Raw genomic sequence first — 23,369 nt, forward strand, 5'->3', positions numbered from 1 at the left:
CGATTTGCACGCATGGCGATAGCGGCGCTATGGCCGAGCGGCGTGACAGGGAGTTGAGCGTTGACCGGATTGCTGCTCATCCTCGTCGTCGCGGTTGTGGTCGCACTGGTCGATACGCGGCGGCGCCTTGGCCGGATCGAGCGACGCGTGGCCGCGCTGGGCACCGCAGATGCGGCCCCGATTCCCGCTGCCGAGGCGACAACGCCGATCGTGCATCGCCGCCCGCCCATGCTCAAGCCGCGTATAGCCCGTTCGCGCGTCGATCTCGAAAGCCTTATCGGCGGGCGATTGCCGATCTGGATCGGCGGCATCGCGCTGGTGCTGGCGGGCTTTTTCCTGGTGCGCGCGGTGATCGACAGCGGCTGGTTCGGGCCGGGCGTGCGCGTCGCGCTGGCGGCGTTGCTGGCGATGGTGCTGGCCGCCGGCAGCGAGGTCGCCCGCCGCCTGCCCGCGACGCGCGACGATGCGCGCATCGGGCAGGTGCTGGCCGGGGCCGGCATCGCCAGCGCCTATGGCACGCTGTATCTCGCCGCCGCGCTGTATCACCTGATCGCGCCGCTGGGCGCATTCGTCCTGCTGCTTCTGATTACCGCGATCGGCCTTGCGCTGGCGATGCGGCACGGGCCGCCGACCGCGATCATGGCGCTGGCGGGCGGGTTTCTGGCGCCGCTGGTGGCGGGCTATGACGCCGCCGGAGTCGCGCCGCTGGTCATCTATCTGGCGCTTTTGCTGGGTGCGCTGTTCGCGCTGTCGGTGCGGCGGGGCTGGAGCTGGCTGGCGGCGGCGAGCGCGGCGGCGGGCTTTGGCTGGACGGGGTTCCTGACGCTCGCGCTCGACGGTGGGGACCGACCGATCGTCGGCGGCTTTGTCGTCGCGCTGGCCCTTGCCGCGACCATCGCCTTGCCCGCCAGTGGCACACGGTCGCTGCCGCTTCGCATCGCGCCCATGGCGCTGGGGCTGGCGCAGTTGTTTGCGCTGGCGCCGATCCTCGATTTCTCAACGCTCGCATGGGGCTTCTATCTCGTGCTGGCGGGCGCATCGGTTGCACTGGCATGGCGCGACGCGCGGTTGATCCTCGCCACGCTGATCGCGGCGCTGCTGATCCTGGTGCTGCTGATGCTTGCCCCGGCCAACAGTGCGACGGGACTGGCGGGCGTGCTGGCGACCGCGCTGTTCGGCGGCGCCGGGCTGGCGCGGTCGCGCACCGGGCGCGGATGGGCAGTGCTGGCCGCAACCGGACTGGCGGGGCCGCTGATCGTCCTGCAACTGGGCACGCCGCAATTGTTGCCGCGCCCGCTCTGGGCCGTGGCGGCGCTGTTGGTGGCGGGCGCGGGTCTGTGGCAGGCGTGGCGACACCGCACACCGGATGAGGGACGCGATGCGGGGCTGGTCGGCGGGGCATTGGCGACGGCGGCAGCCGGGGTGCTGGCGGTCATCGCCATTGCCGGGGACGGCGCCGTCGGCGTCGCGCTGGCGGTCGCGATCCTCGCCATCGCCGAAGCCGCACGGCGCAGCGGTAGCGCACCCCTCGCCACCGCCGCCGCCCTGCCGCTGGCGGTGGGCTTGCTGGCGGCGCACGCGCCACTGGGCGATCTGTTAGCGACGCTGGCGATTTCGCTGCCGGGCGAGGAGCTGACCTATCGCCAACTGCCCCCGCTTGCCGATCTGTTGCGGCTTGTCGTGCCGCTCGCGCTGGCGGGACTATGGCCGCTGCGGTTCGCCGACGGCTATGGCCGCGTGCGCCGCATCGCCGGAATCGCCGCAGGGCTGCTTGCGGTCGCCAGCGCCTATGCCCTGCTCAAGCAACCGCTGGCGATCACCGACGCGGCGCGTTTTGCGGCATGGGGCTTTATCGAACGCGCAGTCATCACGCTGGCGGCGCTGATCGCTGCGTCGGCGCTGGTGAGGCGCGCCCCGCGGGCCGCAACCGCGTTGGCGATTGCGGCGCTGGCGCGCATCGCATGGTTCGACCTGTTCCTGCTGTCCCCCGTCTTTGCACCGCAAGCCGTGGGATCGATTCCCGTGCTGAACGCCGCCGTCGCCCTGCCCGCGATCGCTGCCGCGCTGGCATGGCGCTGGCCGGGCGGGCGGTTCCGGCCGGCGGCACTGGCGCTGATGCTGGTCGCGGCGCTGGCATTGGTGCGACAGGCGGCGCACGGCACGATCCTGACCGGCCCGGTCGGCACGGGGGAGAATTGGGGCTATTCGGCGGTGATGCTGCTGCTGGCGCTCGGCTGGCTGTGGCGCGGGCTGGCGGGCGGCGCGCGCGACCTGCGTTTCGCGGGGCTGGGGCTGGCGATGCTGGTCGCGCTCAAGGTGTTCACGATCGACGTGGCGCTGGAGGGATTGCTGCGCGTCGTCTCGCTCCTGGGCATCGGCGTCACGCTGATCGCGATCAGCTGGGCCTATACCCGCTTCCTCAAGCGCGATCCGGCGGGGGATCACGGCAGCCCGTAATGCGCCGCCAACCGGTCGAGCGCGAGGCCCAGCACCAGCCGCCCCGCCCGCGCGGGCCAGCCAAGTGCGCGTTCGGCCACCGGCACCCCCTCGCACGCGCACACCACGCGCCAAAGAATGTCGGACAGGCCCGGCCCGACCGCCGCGATCGCCGCGTCGAAGCGGCGCTTGGCGGCCAGCTGCGCCGTGGTCGGGTCCAGCGCCTCGGCACGCGCATGGCGCGCATGGGGGGCCGCGTCCCACCGCATCGTCACCGACGGGGCCAGTTGCGCGTGTTCGTAATCGGCGCGCAGCCGCTCGCCCGCCTCTACCTGTCGCGCGCTCACCAAACCGCGCGCAGCCAGCCAGCCGAGCGGCGATTCAGCGCGGTTCACGCTCACCGCCCGCCGCCCCCGGCGCGGCGGATCGCCGGTCACTCGCCCATCTTCCAACCCGCGCTCGACCAGATCGCGCATGTCATTCTCCCATCGGTGATTCGCGTCATGCTTGCCATGAAGGCGCGTTTGTAGGACAGGGGCGAACCGCAATGGTTCTGTTAGTTGAGGAACAGACAATGATTACCGCCATTCGTGAAGTGCGGCGCGCGCGCGGACTGACGCTTGAGGATGTGGCGCGGCGTTGCGACCCGCCGACCACGGCGCAGACGATCGGACGGCTGGAAACCGGCACCCGCACCGTATCGGTCGCATGGCTCAACCGCATCGCCCGCGCGCTGGAGGTGGAGGCCGCCGATCTGGTCCGCTTGCCCGAACGCCCGGACCTGCCGGTCGCGGCACTGGTCGACGGCGACGGCGCATGGGCGCCGCAGCGGCCCGAACATGTTGTGCCGCCTGCACTGCAACCCGGCCTGATCGCGGTGCGTGTGACGGGCAGCGTCGGCGACTATCGCGCCGGGGACGAGGTGTGGTGCGAGCGACTGGCCCCCGAGCGTTTTGGCCGGGCGATCAACCGCGATGTGCTGGTCCCGCGCCCGGCGGGCCGCTTTGCCTTTGGCCGGTTGATCGACCGGGAGGAAGCGCGCCTGCACCTGTTGCCGCCGGGCAGCGGCGCGCGGCAGCAGGTGATCGCCGATCCGCCCTGGATCGGCCTGGCCATCCGGCTGGTGCGTGCGCTGTGAAACGCTGACAAACTTCTGCGACACCCGTGCGTTAGGCGTCGGACCTCCCCGTCGTCAAAGGACGCCATGCGTATCAGTCTCCCCCTTCTCGTCTGTATCGTCGCGCCCCTGCCCGCCATGGCACAGGAACAGGCGGTCGATCCCGACCTGGCCGACACCGCCGCCGACGAGGCCGAAGCCGCGGGCGATGATGCGGGCGGAGAGGAAATCGTCATCACCGGACAGCGGCCGCGCGGATCGGTGACGGGCGACGTGCCGCCCGAACAGACGTTCAGCCCTGCCGATGTGCGCGCCTTCGGCGTCAGCACCATTGCCGAACTGCTCGCCGAATTGTCGCCGCAGACCAGCAGCGGGCGCGGGCGCGGCGACGAACAACCCGTCGTGCTGCTGGAGGGGCGACGCATTTCCGGCCCACGCGAGATTCGCGACATTCCGACCGAGGCGATTTCGCGTGTCGAGATCCTGCCCGAGGAAGTGGCGCTGAAATACGGCTATTCCGCCAATCAGCGCGTCGTGAACATCGTGCTGCGCCGCCGCTTCCGGGCGATCACGACCGAAGTGGAGGGCGGCGGCCCAACCGCCGGCGGCAGCGCCAATGGCGAAGTCGATGTCAATTATCTGAGCATCACCCGCGCAGGCCGCCTGAACATCGACCTGGAAGTATCCGCCGAAAGCGCGTTGAGCGAGGCGGAGCGCGATCTGCTGCCCAACCCGTCCGGCCTGCCCTATGACCTGACGGGCAATGTCGTGGCGGTCGACGGCGGGGGGGAGATCGATCCGGCCTTGTCGGCGCTGGCCGGGCAGGTCACGACGGTCGCCCCGGTCCGAGGCGCGACACCGACGCTCACCGATTTTCCTGGCGGCGCGAACCAGCCGGGCACGACCGATATCGGCCGCTATCGCACGTTGCGCCCGCGCACGCTGGGGGCGGAGGGCAATGCCGTCCTGTCGCGCACCATTTTCGGCGACGTCGCCGCAACCGCCACGCTCGGCTTCACAATGAACGATACACAGGCGCTGGTCGGCCTGCCCAATATCGACGTGACATTGCCCGCCGACAGCCCGTTCTCCCCCTTTGCCAATGACGCGCGCGTGCTGCGCTATGCCGATGCGCTGGGTGCGCTGACGCGCGAAACACGCTCGCGCAGCGTCAATGGCGGGTTCAGCGCCAATGGTGAGAAAGGCGACTGGCGGTGGACGCTGACCGGCAATTATGAATATTCGGCCACCGACACCGATACCGAACGGCGCCTGACGCTCGACGATTATAGCGCGGGCGTGGCCGCCGGATCGATCAATCCCTTTGCCACGCTCCCCGCCCTGTCGCTGGCGGCGCCCGACACCGCGCGTTCGGTCAGCAATGTCGGCCAGTTGGAGGCGGTCGCGAACGGCGATATTTTCAAACTGCCGGCGGGCGATGTCGGCGTCACCGGCAAGGTCGGTCTCGGGACACAGGATCTCGACAGCCGCTCAAACCGATCAGGCCTGATTACCGCCACCGATATCACCCGGCGGCGTGTCAACGGGCAGTTCAATGTCGACCTGCCGATCGCCAGCCGGCGTGCCGGCGTGCTCGACGCGATCGGCGACCTGACGCTTAACGCCAATGCCGAGGTGAACGAACTGTCGGACTTCGGCACGCTGACGACCTATGGCTATGGCGCGAACTGGTCGCCCTTTCGCCAGCTTCGCCTGATAACGTCGGTTACGCACGAAGAAGGCGCGCCGTCGCCGCAGCAGATCGGCAATCCGGTGCTGACCACGCCCAATGTCCGCGTGTTCGATTATGTGCGCGGCGAGACGGTCGATGTGACCTCGATCGAGGGCGGCAACCCCGGCCTGTCCGCCGACAGCCGCCGGGTGCTCAAGCTGGGCGCCAATCTGCGCCCGTTCGATACGATCGACCTCAACATGCGCGCCGATTACACCGACAGCCGGATCGACGGTCTGATTTCGGGCTTTCCGGCGGCGACGGCGGAGATCCAGTCGGCTTTTCCCGACCGGTTCGTGCGCGACGCATCGGGCCGGCTGGTCCAGATCGACACCCGCCCGGTCAATTTTGCGCGCAGCGAGCGCCGCCAGTTGCGCTGGGGCTTTTTCCTGTCGCTGCCGGTCAAGGGCACGTTGGAGCGCCGGGTCGAGGCGGCGCGCGAAGCAGGGCAGGACCCCCGCGCGGTGCTGCGCGATGCGTTTGGCGGCGGGGGCGGCGGGCGCGCCCGCGGACCGCGGGCGGGCGGCGGACCGCGCGGTGGCGGACGACGCGGCGGTGGTGGCGCGCGTGCCGGGGGCGGTCGGGTCCAACTGGGCCTGTTCCACACCGTCCGGCTGAAGGAGACGATCCTGATCCGGGACGGCCTGCCCGAACTCGACCTGCTGGGCGGCTCGGCCACCGGCAATCGCGGCGGCCAGCCCCGGCATGAAGTCCGGCTTATCAGCGGTCTTACGAAAGACGGGCTGGGTATCCGCGCCAATGCCGAATGGCAGGCGCCGACACGCGTCGATGGCGCCAACCCCGCCGAACAATTGCGGTTCGGCAGCCTGACGACGATCAACCTACGCGCCTTTGCCAATCTGGGTCAGATTCCGGCAATCGTGCGCGACAATCGCTGGCTGCGCGGGGCGCGCGTGTCGCTGCGCCTCGACAATCTGCTCGATCAGCGCATCACTGTGACCGACGGCAACGGCGTCACGCCGCTGGGGCTTCAGCCCGCCTTGCTAGATCCCGTCGGCCGATCGTTCCGGCTGGAGTTTCGCAAGCTGTTCTGACGCGGCCCCGCGCCGGGCCGGTCGCGTTCGGATTCGCCAAAGCCCGCCTGCCGATAAAGCAGCGTGATCGCCACGCGGCGGTTGCGCGGGTCGCCGGGCGCATCCTCGATCATCGGCTGGCGATCGGCAACGCCCTCGATCCGTTCGAACCGCGCTTCGGCCACGCCCCCGCGCGCCAGCCGCCGCCTGGTGGCTTCGGCGCGGCCGCTGGACAGCATCCAGTTGTTCATCTGAAGCGGATTGCCATAGCCCAGCGCATCGGTGTGGCCGCGGATCATGATCGCGTTTTCAGTGTCGCTGATGCTTTCGGCGATCATGCCGATCAGCTTGTCCGCCTCCGGCACCAGCGCCGTCGTGCCCAGGTCGAACATCGAATAATTCGCATCGTCGACCAGATCGATCCGCAACCCGTCGGGGGTCGGCACGAACCGGACATGCCGCGCCAGTTTGGCGAGCTTGGGATCGCGCTTCATCGACGCTTCAAGGCGGGCGCGCATCCGCGAGAAATTGCGCTTGTCCTGCTGCGTGACGTTCTCGGCGTTCTTGAGCGACCCCTTCTCGCCGCTGCCGACCTGCTTGCCGCCAACGGCCCCCGCCGGAACGGTCAGCGCGCGCGTGCCCGTCTGGCCCGCGCGATTGGGATAGCTGTCGACATCGGTCAGCGACGCGCCGCCGAATGGGCCATAGGAACCGGCCGATTTCTGTTTCAGTTCGATCAGCGTCGGCGCGAAATAATCGGCCAGCGCCTTTCGCTGCTGCTCGGTCGTCGCGCCCAGCAGCCACATCAGCAGGAAAAACGCCATCATCGCCGTCACGAAATCGGCATAGGCGACTTTCCAGGCGCCGCCATGGTGGCCGCCATGCCCCTCGATATAGATCTTCTTGACGATGATCTTGGGGGGCTGGTTGTTGCCGTGCGGTGCGCGGGCAGCGGCCATTATCGCGGCTCCCGACAGTCGCAGTTAAACGCCGACATCACCGACCCCGCAGCCCGTCAAAGACTTCGGCGAAGCCCGGCTGGTTGTGATGTGCGATCCCCGAACGCGCGGCTTCGATGACCAGCGGCTGCGGATGGCCGTGCAGCGATGCGATGATGATCTGCTTGACGGTGTGATAAATGGCGGCGTCGGCGTCGATCACCTGTTGCAGCCGCGTCGCGAGCGGACCGACGATGCCATAGGCCAGCAGCACGCCCAGGAACGTGCCGACCAGCGCCGATCCGATCATGCCGCCCAGCACCGATGGCGGCTTGTCGATCGATCCCATCGTCTTGACCACACCCAGCACGGCCGCGACGATGCCCAGCGCGGGCAGCGCGTCGGCCAATCCCTGCAACGTGGTCTGCGGTCCCTGCACTTCGTGGTGATGCGTCTTGATGGCGTTATCCATCACTTCCTCGACCGCGTGCACGTCGAGCGTGCCCGACGAGACGACGACCAGGCGCAGCGTGTCGGCGATCAATCCGGTCAGCGCCGAATCGGCAAGAACGCGCGGATATTCGGCGAAGATGGGCGAGGATTTCGGTTCCTCGACATGCGGCTCCAGCGCGATCGGCCCTTCGACGCGCAGCATCTTCATCAGTTTGGAGACGAGGAAGATGACGTCCAGATAATCCTGCTTCTTGTATTTCGGCCCCTTGATGACCTTCATCACGCCGCCGCCCATCGCCTTCAGCTCGCGACCCGAATTGCCGATGATGAGCGCGCCCAGCGCCGCACCGCCGATGATGAGCATCTCGTGCGGCAACGCATGCATGACGGGGCCGAGCGCGCCGCCGGTGATGGCGAAACCGCCGAACACCATTGCGATAAGCACGACAAAGCCGATTGCAGGAAACATCTTACGTTTGCCCCCGGGTCCTTGCGGCAAAGGCGAATGCGCCTGCCCCTTGGTGTCCCTTGTGACGCCGAAGCGTCGAGAAATGGTTACCGCCCGCCCCCCGGCGAGCACGCATCGTCACAATTGATCGAACAGGCTCAGCGCGCTGAGCCGTGAGAAACTGGACTGGGTGGCCGACAGGATCGTCAGCGTTTTCTGCAATTCGGTGATCGCGGCGCTGACATCGGTATCCTCAATCGCCGATCGTGCTTCCTCACGCCCCAGCGCCACTTCGTCCAGCCGCTCCATTTCCATGTCGAGGCGCATTGCCCGCGCACCGATGCTGGAACGCATCGAAGTCACGCCGTCCAGCGCGGCGTCGACCGCGGGCGTTGCATCGGCAATCGCATCGCCGTTGCGGACCGCCAGCGACAATGCCTCCAGCGCGGTGAACATCTCGGCCAGCCGGGTGCCGTCCTCTGTCACCTGCACCTGCGCGCCATTGGCGACGGGGATCGCGCCGGGGGCCGTGCCGCCGACATAGGTGATGCTGCCATCGGCGGCGGTGGCGAAGGGCGCCTGAACCCCGCCCCCGAACATCGCCACGCCGCGCACGTCAGTCTGGTTGGCAAGTGCCGCCAGGTCGGCCTTTATCACGTCGATCTGGTCGGCGATGATCGCGCGTTCCTCCGCCCCGGTCATGCCGTTGGCGGCGGTCAGCGCCAGTTCCTGCGCGCGCTGCACTTGCTGGGTCACCGAATCGAGCACGCTGTCGGCCTGCGCCAGGATACCCGATGCCAGGTCGATATTGCCCTTGACCGCATCGTCGTCGGCCGCATCGCGTTTCAGCGTCGCCAGCCGGGACCAGCCGGCGGCGTCCTGTGACGCGGCGGTCAGTTGCTTGCCGGTGGCGATCTGGGTCTGCAACCGGTCGGCGGTGACGTTCAGACCCGTCATCTGCGTCATGCTGCGCGAATAGAATTGGCTGGTCGCGATGCGGTCCATAGGTTCACCGGATCTGGAAGATGGAATCGAGCGTCTCGCGCGCGACCTGAATGACGCGGGCCGATGCCTGATAGGCCTGCTGGAAACGAAGCAGGTTGACCGCTTCCTCGTCGAGGTTGACGCCGCTCAGCGAATCGCGTGCCGCCACCGCGCCGTCATGGATCGCCGCCTGAGCGTCGACCACCGTCTGGCGCGCCGCCATCGCCGCGCCATTGGCGCTTTGCAGGCCGGTCAGCCGTCCTTCGAAATTACCGCTGCCGCGCAGCCCGGCAAGGATCGCCATGTTGCCATTGCCCTGCGCGCCCGAACCCGGCGTTGCGGCAGCAATGCCCGCGCCATCGTCCAGCGCCAGCGTCAGGCTGGCGGCATCGGTGCCCGCGAACATCGGCGCGCCCGGATTGCCCGACAGGTCGTGGCCGCCCGCCTGCACCGCGTTCACGCCGTCAGCAAAATCGACCGCGAGTTGATCGAGCGACGCCTTGGCATCGGCAACCCGCTGCGCGCCGTCGACCATGCCCGCCATCGCGCCGCCCTGCGCCGGAATGACCGACGCCTCGCCGCTCATCACCAGATGGAATTGCAGCGCGCCTTGCCCGCCGCGCGATACGCCGACGCTCGCGGCCTGATCGCCCGCGACCAGCACCGGCCCGCCCGCGGCGCCCGCCTTGACCGTCGCGCGGCCCGCCGCGTCGAAGCTGACCGACACATCGACCAGCGCTGACATCGATTCGAGCAGCCGGTCGCGTTCGTCGAGCAGCGCGGGGGATGCGGCGCCACCCGACCGGCCGATCGCACCATTTACCTTGGCCAGCGCCTGCGCCGCCGCCGACAGGTCGCCCGCGGCGTTATGCGCCTCGCCCTCGATATCGCTTGCCGCCTGCGCCAGCCCCGCACCCGTCGCGCGAAAGGCCGTGGCAAGCGCATTCGCCTGTTCCAGCATCACCGCGCGCGGCGCTTCGGCCGAGGGGTTGGCGGCCACGCCCTGGGCTGCGTTGAAAAACGCCGCCATCCGGTCGCCCAGTGCGCTGTTGCCCAACACCTGTTCGATCCGGTCGAGCCAGACCATGCCCGTTTCGCTGCGCGCCAGATCGCTGCCGCTGGTGCGGACCGCGCTCGACCGGAACGAATCGGCCGCCCGGTCGACCAGCCCCAGCCGGACACCGGCGGGCGTCACCGCCCCGCCGCCCGTCACCGACGCCACTTCGCGCAGCACCGGGGTGCGCCGGACATAGCCCGTCGTCCCGGCATTGGCGATATTGTCCGACGTGGTGGACAGCGCGCCCTGATAGGCGCGCACGCCGCTGGCCCCGATGCCGAGCAGGTCGCTCATTCGATCGTTCCCTCCGCCGATTTGGCCAGGAACTCGGTCATTGCCTTGCCGATGCCGATTGGCGCATGAACCGCCATCGACTGGGCAAGCTGCTGGTCCTGCATGTCGCGAAACTGGGTGAGTGCGTTCGATTCGAACAAGCCGTCGCTCAGCTTGGCCTTACGCATCGACGACAGCATCATGTTGGTGAAGATCGCCTCGAACTTCTGCCCGGCGGCTTCCAGATTCTCATGGGTCGCCAGCCGGCCCGTGTCCATCGACACGGTCGGCTGGTTGACACCGGGCAGGTTGGGCAATGTCGTCACAGCACCACCAGCTCGGCCTTGAGCGCGCCGGCTTCCTTCAGCGCCTCCAGGATGGCCACCAGGTCGGCGGGCGACGCACCGATCGCGTTCACCGCCTTGACCACGTCGGCCAGCTTGGGACCGGGATCGATGAGGAACATGGGCTTCACTTCCTCCTCCACACCGACATTGCTGCGCTGCTCCAACGCGGTCTCGCCCTGGCTGAATGGCGCGGGCTGAACGACCTGTTGCGCCTCATCAATACGCACGGTGAGTTTACCGTGTGTTACCGCTGCCGGGCTGACTCGCACGGCGGAGTTGATGACGACGGTGCCGGTGCGGGCATTGACGATGACGCGCGCGGCGGCTTCGGCAGCGTCGACGGTCAGGTTTTCGATCTGGCTCATCATCGCGGTTCGCACATCGGCGCCCGGCGGCGCGGCCACCGCGACCGAAACCGCATCGGTGGCGCGTGCGCTCATCATGCCGAAACGCCCGTTGATCGCGGCGGCGACGCGCTGCGCGGTGGTGAAATCGGCGCGCGCCAGGTTGAACGTCAGCGTCGGCGCCGAATCGAAGCCGGTATCGACCGCGCGTTCGACCGTGGCGCCGTCTGGGATACGGCCCGACGAGGGGATGTTGACGACGATCTTCGATCCATCGGCACCCTCGGCGCCCAGGCCGCTGACCGCCAGATTGCCCTGTGCCATGGCATAGATCTGTCCATCGGCGCCGTGCAGCGGCGTCAGGATCAGCGCACCACCCCGAAGCGACTTGGCCTTGCCCATTGACGCGACGGTGATGTCGATCCGCTGACCGGGCTTGGCAAAGGCGGGCAGTTCAGCCGTGACCATCACCACGGCGGTGTTCTTGAGCGCGGGATTGATGCCCGGCGGCAACTGAAAGCCGAAGCGCGCGGTCACGCCCTTCATCGACTGAACCGTATATTCCAGATTGTCGTCGCCCGTGCCGGGCAGCCCGACGACGATGCCGTATCCGGTCAGCTGGTTGGACCGGATACCCTGGAACGTGCCCAGGTCCTTGATCCGCTGCGCGTGCGCGGGCGCGGCAAAGGCCGACACCAGCGCCAGCGCGATCAGCGTCCAGACCGGCACGGGACGATTGGGGAAAAGGCGACGGAACATGGCTGCAATTCCCATCAGAACGGGCTGATGACCTGGAAGAAGCGGCTGAGCCACCCCTGGCGGCTGGCACGCGCGACATCGCCCTTGCCGGTATAGCTGATCGTGGCGTCGGCCACGCGGGTCGAGGGCACGCGGTTGTTCGCATCGACATCGATCGTGCGGACGACGCCCTTGATCTGGACGAACTCGTCCCCGCGATTGAGCGTCACGCGCTTCTGCCCCTGCACCAGCATCGTGCCGTTGGGATAGACGGCGGCGACGGTCACGCTGACTTCGCCCGACATGGCGTTCGACTGGTCGGCCATGCCCTGGCCCTGAAAGCCGCGATTGCCGCCGGCGCGCGCATCGGTGGGGTTGAACAGCGACAATGCGCCCGTCGACGGGCCGGTCAGGCCGAAACCGCCCTCGCTGTCGAGGTTCGAGGCCGCCGATTTCGACGCGACCATCCGCTCGACCAGCACGATCGTCAGCGGGTCGCCGACCCGGCGTGCGCGCTGCCCCTCGTAAAGCGCGGCATAGCCCTCGCTCACCTGAAAGATCGAACCATTGGCCGGACGCGCGGCGACCGGTGTGGGCATGGTCACGGAATAGTCTTCCTGGACCTTCTTGCCGCCGAACAACTGCGCGTGGGCGGGCGCGGCACCCAGCCCAGCCATTGCCAGCGCCGCCGTGCCCAGCGCCAGCCCGGCGGCAAACTCGACCCAGCCCGGCCGGCCGGCGGAGACGCGGCGGTGACGGGGCAGGCGGATCATGTGCGGATCAGATGTTCTGATTGACATATTTCAGCATTTCATCGGTGGCCGAGATCATCTTGGAATTGACCTCATAGGCGCGTTGCGTCTCGATCATGTCGACCAGTTCCTCGACGACATTGACGTTCGACCCTTCCAGCATCCCCTGACGAATCTGGCCGCGACCATCCTGTCCGGCGATGCCCAGATTGACGGGACCGCTGGCGGCGGTTTCGGTCAGGTAGTTGTCGCCCGTCGCCTGCAGGCCGCCGGCGTTGGGAAAGGTCGCGATCTGTACCTGGCCGATCTGCGCGGCGTCGGTCTGCCCCTGGATCGTGGCCGACACGGTGCCGTCGCTGCCGACGGTGATCGCCGTCGCACCTTCGGGAATGGTGATGCCGGGCATCACCTGATACCCCTCACCGGTGACCAGCAGTCCTTCGGGGGAGCGCGCGAAATTGCCAGCGCGGGTGTAGCCCAATTGACCGCCCGGCAACTGGATCTGGAAGAAACCTTCGCCGTCCAGTGCCATGTCGAGCGAGTTGCCCGTCGTTTGCAGCGATCCTTGCGTGTTGATGCGCGCCGTGCCCTGCACATGCACGCCGGTGCCCAGGTTCAGGCCGGTCGCATATTGCGTTTCCGACGTGCTGGCCGAACCGGCGGCGGTGACGACTTGATAGGCCAGCGTCTCGAAACTCGCCCGGTCGCGCTTGAACCCGGTGGTGTTCACGTTGGCGAGGTTGTTCGAGATGACGCGCATCCGCATGTCCTGTGCGTCCAGGCCGGTGCGGGCGATGTGCATTGCGGCGTTGCTCATGGGATCGTCTCCTTATCCCTGGACGCGCATCAGCGATGCGCTCTCTTCGTCCATCTTCTTGGCTTCGGCGAGCAGGTTGGCCTGCACCTCGTAACCGCGCTGGTTGTCGATCATGTCGACCAGCGCCTGTGTCAGGTTCACGTTCGATTGTTCGAGCGATCCCGCCGCCAGCTTGGCGTCCATGTCGAGCGGCAGGATGCCGCCGCCTTCGACATGCAACAGGTTGTCGAGGCCCTTGACCGTCTGCGACCCTTCGGGGCTGACCATCTTGATGCGACCGATGGCCTGCATCGCGGTGCCCGGCTCCGCACCCCTGGGGCTGATCGTGACGGTGCCGTCCTCGGCGATGGCGATCCGGTCATAAGGCGGCACCGTGATCGGCCCGTTTTCCCCCAGGAGCGGCACACCCTCGCCATTTTCGAGCACGCCCGACAAGGCCACGTTCAGGTCGCCGCGCCGCGTATAGGCCTCGGTCCCGTCGGGGGCCTGCACCGCGATCCACGAATCGGTGGTCATCGCCACGTCCAGCGGCCGGCCGGTGGCGACGATCGCCCCCGCCCGCCGGTCGAAATCGGCGACTTCCTCGGCCGCGGGGGACCGCGATTCCAGTCCCTCGCCCTTCAGCATCAGGCGTTCGAAGCTGACCCGGTCCTGCCGATAGCCGGTGGTGGAGGCGTTCGCGATGTTGTTCGCGATCACCCCTTGCGCGGCCATCTGGCTCTTCAGCCCCGACAATGCGGTATAGACCAGCTTGTCCATCGCTCAGCCCCCCTGCGGCTTCATCAACCGCGGATGTTGAAGATGGTCTGCGAAATCTGGCTGGCGGTATCGAGCGCCTTGGAATTCGCCTGGAAATTGCGCTGCGCCGCGATCAGCGCGACCAGTTCTTCGGTGATGTCGACATTCGATCCCTCGACAATGCCGCTCATCAGGCCGCCGAAGCCGTCCCGGCCCGCCTCGCCCAGCATCGGCTGGCCCGACACGCCGGTCGCCGCCCAATAGCTGTTGCCAAGCTGGCGCAGGCCCGTGGGGTTCGAGAAGTTGGCGAGCGCCACCTTGCCCAGCGCCTGGGTGTCGCCGTTGGAGAAGGTCGCCTGGACCATGCCCTGTTCATCGACGGCGACCGATTCGAGCCGGCCGACGGCCGAACCATTCTGGTTGCGCGTGTTGACGGCAAAGGGCGACGCCATCTGGGCCGAGCCGGTGAAATCCATCGCCACCGCCAGCTCGGCGGTCGACCCGGCGGGCGTGAAGGGCGCGAACTGCGTCGGCGCGGTCGGCGCGGTCATCAGGCCGTTGGCATCGAACGTCAGCGTGATCGGCGCGGGTGCGGCCGGATCGGCCATCAGCGCGGTATCGCCGACATAGGTATGGACCTGCCACTGGCTGGTCGGATCGGCGACGGTGGGCGCCTGGGTCCGCACGAAATAGCTGGTCATCGTCACCGGATTGCCCGTGGCGTCATAGATCGTCGTCTGGGTCGAGCTGTTGTAGCTGCTGGCGTCGAAACGGTCGAACGTCGCCGTCGGCAGCGCGGCGCTGGCGTTCAGCGTCACGTCGAGGCCGACGGCGCTGGTGGGCACCGGCGTGCCGCTGGTTTCGGGCAGGCGGAGGCTGATAAGGCCGTCGGCGCCGCTGGCGACCACCGCGCCCGATCCGTCGACCGGATAAACCTGAAGATGCCCGCCATTGCCGTCGACGACATAACGGTCGGGATCGACGACGAAGCCGCCGTTGCGGGTATAGTTGAGCTGCTCGGAATCGACCGTGCCCTTGGTTGCGAAAAAGCCGTCGCCCGACACCACCAGGTCCAGCGCGCCGCCGGTCTGGATCAGGTTGCCCTGGGCGAATTGCTGGCGGATCGCCTTGGTCACGACGCCCGCGCCGACCTGCGCGTTCGGGTTGGTGCTGACGCTGGAGGCGATCACGTCGCCGAATTCGACGCGGCTCTTCTTGAAACCGTCGGTCGCGACGTTCGCCAGATTGTGGCTGATCGTCGACATTTCCTTCTGGCTGGCCTGAAGCCCGCTGAGCGAGGTGTAGAAGGACATCTTGTTGCTTCCTTTCGCGAAATGGGTTCAGCCGACCGAACGGACGGCGCTGGCATTGACCTGACCAATACCGGGCAGGCTGAGCATGGGTTGGCCGCCGACGACCGACACCGACGTAACCGGCGCCCAGACCAGGCTGCGCGCGGTGACGGGTGCCGCGCCGCTGCGCGCACTGACGGAAATGGCAAAGGGTCCGTCGCCCGCATCGACGCCGGCCTCGGTCGTGCCGTCCCAGTCGAACGTCGCGGTGCCCGCGCGCTGCTGGCCCAGTTCGATCTGCTTGAGCACGCCGCCATTGGCATCGCTGATGGTGACGGTCACGTCGGTCGCCGCGCCGTCGAGTTCGACCGCGCCCTCCAGCCCCCCGGTCGAGCGCGGCCATGCCACCGACCCTTCAGTCAGCACGGTGCGCCCGGCCCAGCCGATCGCGTCGTCCATTGTCGTCGCGCCCAGCCGTTCGGCGATGCTGCTGAGCGTCGAGGACATTTCGGTAATTCCCGCCAGTGACGAGAATTGCGCCATCTGGGCGACCATCTGAGTGTTGTCGACGGGTTCAAACGGATCCTGGTTCCGGAGCTGGGCCGTCATCAGCTCAAGGAAATCGGACTGGTCCATCGTCTGGTTCTGCGTGCGCGTGACCGTTTCGGTCGTCGTCGCGTTCGAACGATTGATGTTCAGGCTGGACAGCGTGCTGTCAAAGCTCGTGGTCATGGTCAGCGTCCCAGCCGGAGGGTTTCGGTTATCAGCGACTTGGCCGTCTGCATCACCTCGACATTGTTCTGGTAGGTGCGCGCGGCTTCCATCATGTCGACCAGTTCGCGCGTTTCATCGACCGCCGCTTCCCAGACATTGCCATCGGCATCGGCCAGCGGATTGCCGGGGTCGTGGCGCTTGGTGGGCGCTTCGCCCGCGCTCATCACCTTTTCGACATCGACCGTCGCCATGTTGCTCGCCGCGTCGAAATGCGTGCGGAACACCGGCTTCATCGTGCGATAGGCGGCGGCCTCGCTGGTGGCGACGGCGCCGGCATTGGCCAGGTTCGACGCGGTGGTGTTCATCCGCACCAGTTGCGCCGACATGGCGCGGCCGGAGACCTGGAAGATGTTGAGCGGGTTGCTGCCGGCCATGGTCATTCGCCCTTCAGCGCGCGGGTGATGGTGTTGATGCGGCCGTTCAGGAACGACAGCGTCGTCTGATACGCGACGGCGTTTTCGGCAAAGGCGGTCTGCTCGGTCGAAAGCTCGACGGTGTTGCCGTCGATCGACGCCTGCGTCGGCACGCGATATTTGGTGGCCGCCCCGATCGCCATGTCGGTGCGCCCGCCCGGCGCCTCGGCCCCGCGCAGCGCCGCCTGGAAATCAATGTCCTTGGCTTGATAGCCCGGCGTCGACGCATTCGCGATGTTCGACGCCAATTGCCCCATGCGCTGCGACCGGACGGCCAGCGCGGTGCCGTGGATGCCGAAAAGTCCTTCATTCGCCATATGCCCCGCGCCCTCCTTTCCGGCGCTCACGATCATTCGCGGATGATCCAGCAAGGGGCGTGCCAGTTTCCATGGCGGCATCGACAAAGCATCAATATCGCCGCCGACCGGCAAGCGCTTGCCGCCTACCCGGCAAGCGGCAACCGGACGGCAATGGCACGGCTCTTGCGTGAACGACGCGCATGAACCCGCTTGCGACCTTTGCCGATCCCATCGCCGCGCTCGTCGTGCTGGGCGGCGTGGCGGCCGCCACGCTCGTCCGCTTTCCCGTGCGCCAGATCGCGCTGGGCCTGTCGGCACTGGCCATGCTGCCACGCCGGGTGCCGCGCATGGACGACATGATCGAACAGATCGCCGCGCTTGGCCGCATCGCGCGCAAGCATGGCGTGATGGCGCTCGACAAGTCGGTCATCGACGATTCCGATGTGTCGCTGGCGGTGCGGATGATCGTCGATGGCGATGCGCCGGATGCCGTGCGCCAGGCCGTCGTCCGCGCGCGCGAGATGCGGATCGAACGACAGCTTGCCGCCGCCGAAATCTGGTCGAGCATTGCCGAGGCGGCACCCGCATTCGGCCTGATCGGCACGATCATCGGCCTGGTGCGGATGTTCACCGCGATGCAGGACCCTGCCGCTATCGGTCCCGGCATGGCGGTCGCGCTGCTCGCCACGCTTTACGGCGCGGTCATCGGCAATCTGATCGCGCAACCGATCGCCGGCCGCCTGCGCCGCTTGGCGCGCGACGAGGCGTTCGAGCGCGAACGGATCGAGGCGCCGCTCCATGCCCTTGCCCGGCGCGAGCGGCCACGCGGGATCGCGGCATGATCGACCAGCGTTTCGACAGCGAGCAGCAGCGCCCGCTATGGCTCATCACGCTCGCCGATCTGTGCCTGTTGCTGGTCGGCTTCTTCGTGCTGCTTCAGGCCAGCCAGCTCGATCGGCGACAACTGGCCGCCGCCATCCGGGAGGGGTTCGACGTCGCACCGCCCGCCCCCGCGCCGTTTCCGCTCGACCGCGCCGCCCTGCGCGATTTTGCCGCCGGTGATGCGAGCCTGCCAGGGTTCGACCATCTGGTCGGCTGGGCGCGCGAGGCGGCCGCCGATCCACGCACCGTCGTGACCGTCACCGGATCGACCGACGGCAGCGCCGCCGACCGCGATCCTTTGACCGACAGCGCTCCGATCCTGGCCGCCGATCGCGCGCGCGCGGTCGCCGCGGCGCTGGTGCGCGCGGGCGCCGTCGGGCGCGACCGCATCGTGCTTTCCACCGATCCCGAAACCCATGGCCGGCATGTGCTGGTCTCGGTCGGCTTTGCCGGCGACCGGCAAGCACTTGCCGCCCGGCAACGCCCGCTTGCCGCCCAATCAGGAGCGAACCCATGATCCCCGCCCTTTTGCTGCTGGCGATTGCCGCCGCCCCCGATTTTCAGTCGACCGCGCTGCTCGACACCGCAGTCGAGCAATTTACCGGCCACGCCATCGGCGAGGATGGTGGCGCGCTGACGCGCGTCGACACCCGGCTGAAACTGGCCTCGTGTCCGATGCCGCAATTCGAATGGCGCGGAACGGCGCGCGATGCGGTCGTCGTGCGCTGCATGGCGCCGGTGTGGCGCATCTATGTGCCGGTCAAGTCGCCAAAGTCCGCCCCGCGCCCGATGATCGCGGCATCCGCCCCGGCGCCGATCGCGGCGGCGGCAAAACCCGAAATCGTCGTCAAGCGCGGTGATCCCGTGACGGTCGCGGCGGGTTCGGCTGGCTTTTCGATCACCCGCGACGGGGTGGCGATGGGCGACGCGCCGCGCGGCGGCCGGTTGATGGTGCGCGTCGATCCGCGCAAGCCGCCGATTCAGGCGGTTGCGGTGGACGCCGGCCGCGTCACCCTGCCGGGCTGGACCGACTGACGGCGCCCGGCGCGATTTTTTTCGCCAAGCCGTCAATTTTTCCTAAACCCCGCCGCGCGCCGGTCGTTACCTCCCCTGTCAGACACGCGAACGAAAGCGATGACGATGGTGGACCCGATCGGTTCGAAGCTCAACAAGGTCGCACTGGCGCCCGTCGCGCCGGTCAAGGCCGCTGCACGCGCCGCGACCGTTGCGGATGCCAAGGTCGAAACCGGGGCCGCTTCGTCGATGATGGCGACCGCGCGCGATCTGGCCAGCGAACCGCCGGTCGATAGTGACCGCGTGGCGCGTATCCGGAAGGCCGTCGCCGATGGCAGCTTCCCGATCGTGCCGACGACGATCGCTGACCGCCTTCTTGCCTTCAAGCTGAACTGGAAGCCCGATGAACCGGCGTGACGCTCTTGTTCAGGTGATCGAGTGCCTGCACGCAGAAATCGCGGCGCTGAAGGCCAATGACTCGCGCGCGCTGGAACGCGCGACCTCGGCCAAGCTGGGCCATATCGACATGGTTGCCGCCTGTGACGGCGAACCCATGACCGACGAGATGCGCGCACTAGCGCACGAGGCGCAGCGGCTGAATGAAACCGCGCGCATCTATGTCAACCTGATGGCGGCAAACGTCCGCCGCCGGCTGCAGTCGCTTGCCGGTCAGGCCGTCACCCCATATCGCGCGACTGCCTTCGCCTGACCTGACGGGGCCACCGCCCCGCGATTGGCACGCCCTTTGCTGGTGAAACCCCGAACACGGGGGCTTACCGGCAATGAACATGCGTGTCGCAACCGCGACAGACATTCCGCAGACGAAAAGTCCGCATTCGGCGATCGCCGAGGCGAGCCGTCGCACGGGCGTCGACTTCACCTATCTTCTGGGTCAGGCGCAGATCGAAAGCGGGATGCGCGCCAATGCCCGCGCACGCACGTCCTCGGCCACGGGTCTCTACCAGTTCATCGAACAGAGCTGGCTGGGCGTCATGAAGGAACATGGTGCCGAACACGGCCTCGGCTGGGCGTCGGAGAGCATCCAGCGCGGCGCGAATGGCCGCTATCACGTGCCCGATGCCGGTATGCGCCGCGCGATCCTTGACCTGCGGCGCGATCCGCGCGCCGCTTCGCTGATGGCCGCCGAACATGCCAGCGACAACAAGGCCGCACTCGAATCGATGCTGGGGCGCGAAGCGAACGGCACCGATCTATACATGGCGCATTTCCTGGGCCTGGGCGGCGCAAAGCAGTTTCTGGGCGCGATGCAGGCCGCTCCAGGACGCAGTGGCGCGTCGATGTTTCCCGCCGCCGCCGCCGCCAATCGCAGTATCTTCTATGCCGATGGCGGACGCGCCCGCTCGCTGGGTGAAATCTATGACCGGTTCGCGGGCAAGCTGGATCGCGGCGCCGAAGTCGCATCGCGCGCGCTGCCCGACGGCATGGCGCTGGCCAGTGCCGATGCCCCGGCCCGGATTCCCGGCGTCGACGTAATCCTGGGCAACGGCGCGGCCGATGGCGACACCAACTGGCTTGAGACCACGCTCGCCAATCTGAACGTGGTCCGTGCCCAGCCGCGCGACGCGCTGGCCGGACGCGCCAGCCCGTATCGCCCGACGCCGGAAACCGCGCGTCTCGCCTATCTCATGCTCGCCAATCTGGGGGCCTGATGTTCGCTTCGCTTGCCAGGGGCGGCTGGGGCACCGCGTCGCGCACGGCGGCGCTGCCGGGCGCGATCCTGTTGCTGGTCGTGCTGATGGTGGTGCCGATCCCGGCGCCGCTGCTCGACATATTCTTCATCGCCAACATCATGCTCAGCCTGGCGGTGCTGATGGTGGCGCTGAACGCGCAGAAGCCGCTCGACTTCTCGTCCTTTCCCACCGTCCTGTTGTTCGTCACGCTGTTTCGCCTGGGCCTGAACGTCGCGTCGACGCGCGTGGTGCTGGTCCACGGCCATGAAGGCGAAGCGGCCGCGGGCCATGTGATCGAGGCGTTCGGATCGTTCCTGATCGGCGGCGACTATGTCGTCGGCATCCTGGTGTTCGCGATCCTGATGATTATCAACATGATCGTCGTGACAAAGGGCGCGGGCCGCGTGTCCGAAGTGTCGGCGCGCTTCACGCTGGATGCGCTGCCCGGCAAGCAGATGGCGATCGACGCCGACCTGAATGCCGGCCTCATCACCCCCGACGATGCCCGCGCGCGCCGCGTGGAGGTGTCGACCGAAGCCGATTTCTATGGCGCGATGGACGGTTCGTCCAAGTTCGTGAAGGGCGATGCGGTCGCCGGCCTGTTGATCCTGGCGATCAACATCGTCGGCGGCCTGATCCTGGGCGTCGTCAGCCACGGCATGACCGTGACCGACGCGGCCAGCGCCTATATCCTGCTGGCGATCGGTGATGCGCTGGTGGCGCAGATCCCGGCGCTGATGCTGTCGATCGCCGCCGCCGCCATCGTCACGCGCGTCGCCTCGACCCACGACCTTTCGGGCCAGATCGTCAGCCAGTTCGCATCGCATCGCACCTGGGCGCCGGTCGCGGCGATCCTGGGCCTGCTGGCGTTCCTGCCGGGGATGCCCGCGATGGTCATCCTGCCCGCCGCTGCTGCTGCGGGCTATGCCGCGTGGCGCCTGAAACAGATCGCCGACCGCCCGCCCCCGCCCGAACCCGTCGAGGCACCCGCCCCCACCGACCTGTCGCGGATCGGCTGGGACGAAGTGACCGAGGGGATGCAGGTGATGCTCGACATCGGTTATGGCCTGGTCCCGCTGGTCGACGACCGCAAGGGCAGCCCGCTGATGAGCCGCATCACCGGGGTGCGCCGCCAATTGTCCAAGGAACTGGGCTTTGTCGTGCCGCAGGTGCGCGTGCGCGACGACATCAACCTGGCGCCCTTTACCTATCGCATCGTCGTCAACGGCGTCGTGGTCGGCGAGGATCAGGTCTCGCCGGAGGAGATGCTGGCGCTCAACACCGGGCAGGGTGTCGGCGCGCTGATCGGCAAGGCGGCGAAGGACCCGACCTTCGGTCTCGACGCGACCTGGATTCCGGCGGGCGACGCCGATCAGGCGACGGGCATGGGCTATCTGGTGGTCGACCCCGGCACGGTCATCGCCACGCACCTCAATCACATGCTGATCCAGAATGCCGCCGACCTGCTCGGCCCGGACGAGGTGCAGTCGCTGCTCGACGGATTGAAGGAACGCGCCGCCGCGCTGGTCGCCGCCCTGTGCCCCGCGCCGCTGCCGCTGACCACGCTGACGCAAGTGCTGCGCGGGTTGCTGGCCGAGAATATCCCGCTCAAGGAATTTCGCCGCATCGCCGCCGCCATCGCCGTCGCCGCGCAGCGCACGCAGGATGCCGAGGAACTGATCGAGACGATCCGCCCTGAAATCGGCCCGCTGATTGTGCAGAAGCTGTGCGGCGTGCGCGAACCGCTGCGTGTGATGACGCTGGAGGGCCAGCTTGAGGCGCTGCTGGGTCAGGCGATGCGCGCCGACATGCACCGCCGCCACACCATCGAACCCGATCTGGGCCGCCGCATCGTCGATGCACTGCAACAGGCGGCACAGCCTTTGATGGCGGAGGCCAAGCCATTCGCGCTGGTGGTCCAGCCGTCGATCCGCCGCGCGATACGCAAGCTGGTGCGCGCGACCCTGCCCGACACGCCCGTCATGAGCTTTTTCGAAGTGCCCGAGGACAAGGCGGTCGAGGTCGTCGCCGTGATCGGCGCGCCCGAGGCGCTGCCCGCGTGAGCGCCGCCGCCCCCCTTACCTATACCCCCGCCCAGCGCCCCGCCGCGCGCGATGTCGAGGCGATGGTGCGCGCCGAACTGCCGATGGTCCGGCGCGTTGCCTGGCACGTCCATGGCAGCATGAGCGCGATCGTCGAGGTCGAGGATCTCGTCCAGATCGGCATGGTCGCGCTGGTGGAGGCCGCGCGCGGATTCGAGGATCGTGGCGAGACGAGCTTCCACAATTTCGCGCTGACCCGCGTGCGCGGTGCGATGATCGACGAATTGCGGCGACAGGCAACGCTGACACGCGGCGCGATGAAGCGGCGCAAGGCTTATCAGGAAAGTATCGCCACGCTCCAGCGCGCACTCGGCCGCGCGCCGACCGAAGAAGAAGTCGCCACGCGGCTGGGCGTCAGCATCGAAAAGCTGCGACAGGACTATGCGACCGCTGAAGCGTTGCGCTTCGATTCGATCGACGAGGTATATTCGGACGAACTGTCATGGTTCGCCGACGATTCGGGCAACGCCTTTGCCGCGCTGGTCGAAGCGGGCACGCGCGATGCCCTGGCCCGCGCCATCGCCGCCTTGCCCGAACGCGAGGCGATGGTGGTGCAGCTCTATTATGTCGAGGAACTGAACCTTGAGGAAATCGGCCAGGTGCTGGGCGTCGGCGCGGCGCGCGTATGCCAGATCAAGGCGAGCGCGCATTCGCGGCTGAAAAAGGCGCTGTCAGGCCGCGTTTAGTCGGACTC

Annotated in this window: 25 protein-coding genes; 11 read left to right on the forward strand and 14 right to left on the reverse strand. The window is 67.8% G+C overall.

What is annotated here, in order from left to right:
• Window positions 1-60: 60 nt before the first annotated feature.
• Entirely contained in the window at window positions 61-2,457 is a 2,397-nt protein-coding gene (locus VL973_RS11460) for a DUF2339 domain-containing protein (RefSeq protein ID WP_325284150.1), read from the forward strand.
• On the opposite strand, the gene VL973_RS11465 is transcribed toward VL973_RS11460, so the two are convergent.
• Complete coding sequence (locus VL973_RS11465) at window positions 2,442-2,912, reverse strand: DUF6456 domain-containing protein (RefSeq protein WP_325284151.1); 471 nt, start codon at window positions 2,910-2,912, stop codon at window positions 2,442-2,444. The genes VL973_RS11460 and VL973_RS11465 overlap by 16 nt on opposite strands.
• A gap of 98 nt (window positions 2,913-3,010) precedes the next feature.
• On the opposite strand from VL973_RS11465, the gene VL973_RS11470 reads away from it, so the two are divergent.
• Complete coding sequence (locus VL973_RS11470; RefSeq protein WP_325284196.1) at window positions 3,011-3,574, forward strand: helix-turn-helix domain-containing protein; 564 nt, start codon at window positions 3,011-3,013, stop codon at window positions 3,572-3,574.
• A gap of 66 nt (window positions 3,575-3,640) precedes the next feature.
• Window positions 3,641-6,340, forward strand: coding sequence for a TonB-dependent receptor (locus VL973_RS11475; protein ID WP_325284152.1), 2,700 nt, complete (start codon window positions 3,641-3,643; stop codon window positions 6,338-6,340).
• Here VL973_RS11475 and VL973_RS11480 read toward each other — a convergent pair.
• From VL973_RS11480 to flgB, 13 genes are all read right to left on the reverse strand, one after another.
• Window positions 6,277-7,278 (reverse strand): flagellar motor protein MotB, encoded by a 1,002-nt coding sequence (locus tag VL973_RS11480; protein WP_325284153.1) that lies wholly within the window; start codon window positions 7,276-7,278, stop codon window positions 6,277-6,279. The two genes, VL973_RS11475 and VL973_RS11480, sit on opposite strands and share 64 nt — an antisense overlap.
• Before the next feature lie 37 nt (window positions 7,279-7,315).
• Window positions 7,316-8,179, reverse strand: a complete 864-nt coding sequence (gene motA, locus VL973_RS11485; protein WP_325284154.1) for a flagellar motor stator protein MotA — start codon at window positions 8,177-8,179, stop codon at window positions 7,316-7,318.
• A 117-nt stretch (window positions 8,180-8,296) separates the two neighbouring features.
• Window positions 8,297-9,163 (reverse strand): flagellin N-terminal helical domain-containing protein, encoded by an 867-nt coding sequence (locus VL973_RS11490; protein WP_325284155.1) that lies wholly within the window; start codon window positions 9,161-9,163, stop codon window positions 8,297-8,299.
• A gap of 4 nt (window positions 9,164-9,167) precedes the next feature.
• Window positions 9,168-10,493 (reverse strand): flagellar hook-associated protein FlgK, encoded by a 1,326-nt coding sequence (gene flgK, locus VL973_RS11495; RefSeq protein ID WP_325284156.1) that lies wholly within the window; start codon window positions 10,491-10,493, stop codon window positions 9,168-9,170.
• A complete protein-coding gene (locus VL973_RS11500; RefSeq protein WP_325284157.1) occupies window positions 10,490-10,798 on the reverse strand; it encodes a rod-binding protein in 309 nt (102 codons plus the stop codon). The genes flgK and VL973_RS11500 overlap by 4 nt, the downstream gene beginning before the upstream one ends.
• Entirely contained in the window at window positions 10,795-11,922 is a 1,128-nt protein-coding gene (locus VL973_RS11505) for a flagellar basal body P-ring protein FlgI (RefSeq protein ID WP_325284158.1), read from the reverse strand. The genes VL973_RS11500 and VL973_RS11505 overlap by 4 nt, the downstream gene beginning before the upstream one ends.
• A gap of 14 nt (window positions 11,923-11,936) precedes the next feature.
• Window positions 11,937-12,578: a flagellar basal body L-ring protein FlgH gene (locus VL973_RS11510; RefSeq protein WP_325284197.1), complete on the reverse strand. Its 642-nt coding sequence runs from the start codon at window positions 12,576-12,578 to the stop codon at window positions 11,937-11,939.
• Window positions 12,579-12,681: 103 nt separating this feature from the next.
• The gene (flgG, locus tag VL973_RS11515; RefSeq protein ID WP_325284159.1) at window positions 12,682-13,470 is read right to left on the reverse strand and encodes a flagellar basal-body rod protein FlgG; all 789 of its coding nucleotides are present in this window, start codon (window positions 13,468-13,470) and stop codon (window positions 12,682-12,684) included.
• 12 nt (window positions 13,471-13,482) lie between these two features.
• A complete protein-coding gene (locus tag VL973_RS11520; protein WP_325284160.1) occupies window positions 13,483-14,229 on the reverse strand; it encodes a flagellar basal body rod protein FlgF in 747 nt (248 codons plus the stop codon).
• 23 nt (window positions 14,230-14,252) lie between these two features.
• The gene (locus tag VL973_RS11525) at window positions 14,253-15,521 is read right to left on the reverse strand and encodes a flagellar hook protein FlgE (protein ID WP_325284161.1); all 1,269 of its coding nucleotides are present in this window, start codon (window positions 15,519-15,521) and stop codon (window positions 14,253-14,255) included.
• 27 nt (window positions 15,522-15,548) lie between these two features.
• Window positions 15,549-16,232, reverse strand: a complete 684-nt coding sequence (locus VL973_RS11530; RefSeq protein WP_325284162.1) for a flagellar hook assembly protein FlgD — start codon at window positions 16,230-16,232, stop codon at window positions 15,549-15,551.
• 2 nt (window positions 16,233-16,234) lie between these two features.
• Complete coding sequence (gene flgC, locus VL973_RS11535) at window positions 16,235-16,648, reverse strand: flagellar basal body rod protein FlgC (protein WP_325284163.1); 414 nt, start codon at window positions 16,646-16,648, stop codon at window positions 16,235-16,237.
• 2 nt (window positions 16,649-16,650) lie between these two features.
• Window positions 16,651-17,004, reverse strand: coding sequence for a flagellar basal body rod protein FlgB (gene flgB / locus VL973_RS11540; RefSeq protein ID WP_325284198.1), 354 nt, complete (start codon window positions 17,002-17,004; stop codon window positions 16,651-16,653).
• 182 nt (window positions 17,005-17,186) lie between these two features.
• Between flgB and VL973_RS11545 the strand changes: the two genes are divergently transcribed.
• The 8 genes from VL973_RS11545 to VL973_RS11580 all read left to right on the forward strand — a co-directional run bounded on the left by VL973_RS11545 (window position 17,187) and on the right by VL973_RS11580 (window position 23,361).
• Entirely contained in the window at window positions 17,187-17,828 is a 642-nt protein-coding gene (locus tag VL973_RS11545; RefSeq protein ID WP_325284164.1) for a motility protein A, read from the forward strand.
• A complete protein-coding gene (locus tag VL973_RS11550) occupies window positions 17,825-18,385 on the forward strand; it encodes a flagellar motor protein MotB (RefSeq protein ID WP_325284165.1) in 561 nt (186 codons plus the stop codon). Before VL973_RS11545 ends, VL973_RS11550 begins: the two co-directional genes overlap by 4 nt.
• A complete protein-coding gene (locus VL973_RS11555) occupies window positions 18,382-18,903 on the forward strand; it encodes a flagella basal body P-ring formation protein FlgA (RefSeq protein WP_325284166.1) in 522 nt (173 codons plus the stop codon). Before VL973_RS11550 ends, VL973_RS11555 begins: the two co-directional genes overlap by 4 nt.
• A 99-nt stretch (window positions 18,904-19,002) precedes the next feature.
• Window positions 19,003-19,299: a flagellar biosynthesis anti-sigma factor FlgM gene (gene flgM / locus VL973_RS11560; protein WP_325284167.1), complete on the forward strand. Its 297-nt coding sequence runs from the start codon at window positions 19,003-19,005 to the stop codon at window positions 19,297-19,299.
• Entirely contained in the window at window positions 19,286-19,591 is a 306-nt protein-coding gene (locus VL973_RS11565) for a flagellar protein FlgN (RefSeq protein ID WP_325284168.1), read from the forward strand. Before flgM ends, VL973_RS11565 begins: the two co-directional genes overlap by 14 nt.
• Before the next feature lie 79 nt (window positions 19,592-19,670).
• The gene (locus VL973_RS11570) at window positions 19,671-20,552 is read left to right on the forward strand and encodes a lytic transglycosylase domain-containing protein (RefSeq protein WP_325284169.1); all 882 of its coding nucleotides are present in this window, start codon (window positions 19,671-19,673) and stop codon (window positions 20,550-20,552) included.
• Window positions 20,552-22,636 (forward strand): flagellar biosynthesis protein FlhA, encoded by a 2,085-nt coding sequence (gene flhA, locus VL973_RS11575; protein WP_325284170.1) that lies wholly within the window; start codon window positions 20,552-20,554, stop codon window positions 22,634-22,636. The genes VL973_RS11570 and flhA overlap by 1 nt, the downstream gene beginning before the upstream one ends.
• A complete protein-coding gene (locus tag VL973_RS11580) occupies window positions 22,633-23,361 on the forward strand; it encodes a sigma-70 family RNA polymerase sigma factor (RefSeq protein ID WP_325284171.1) in 729 nt (242 codons plus the stop codon). Before flhA ends, VL973_RS11580 begins: the two co-directional genes overlap by 4 nt.
• Window positions 23,362-23,369: the final 8 nt, after the last annotated feature.

This window comes from Sphingomonas sp., assembly GCF_035490575.1.
GTDB lineage: Bacteria > Pseudomonadota > Alphaproteobacteria > Sphingomonadales > Sphingomonadaceae > Sphingomonas.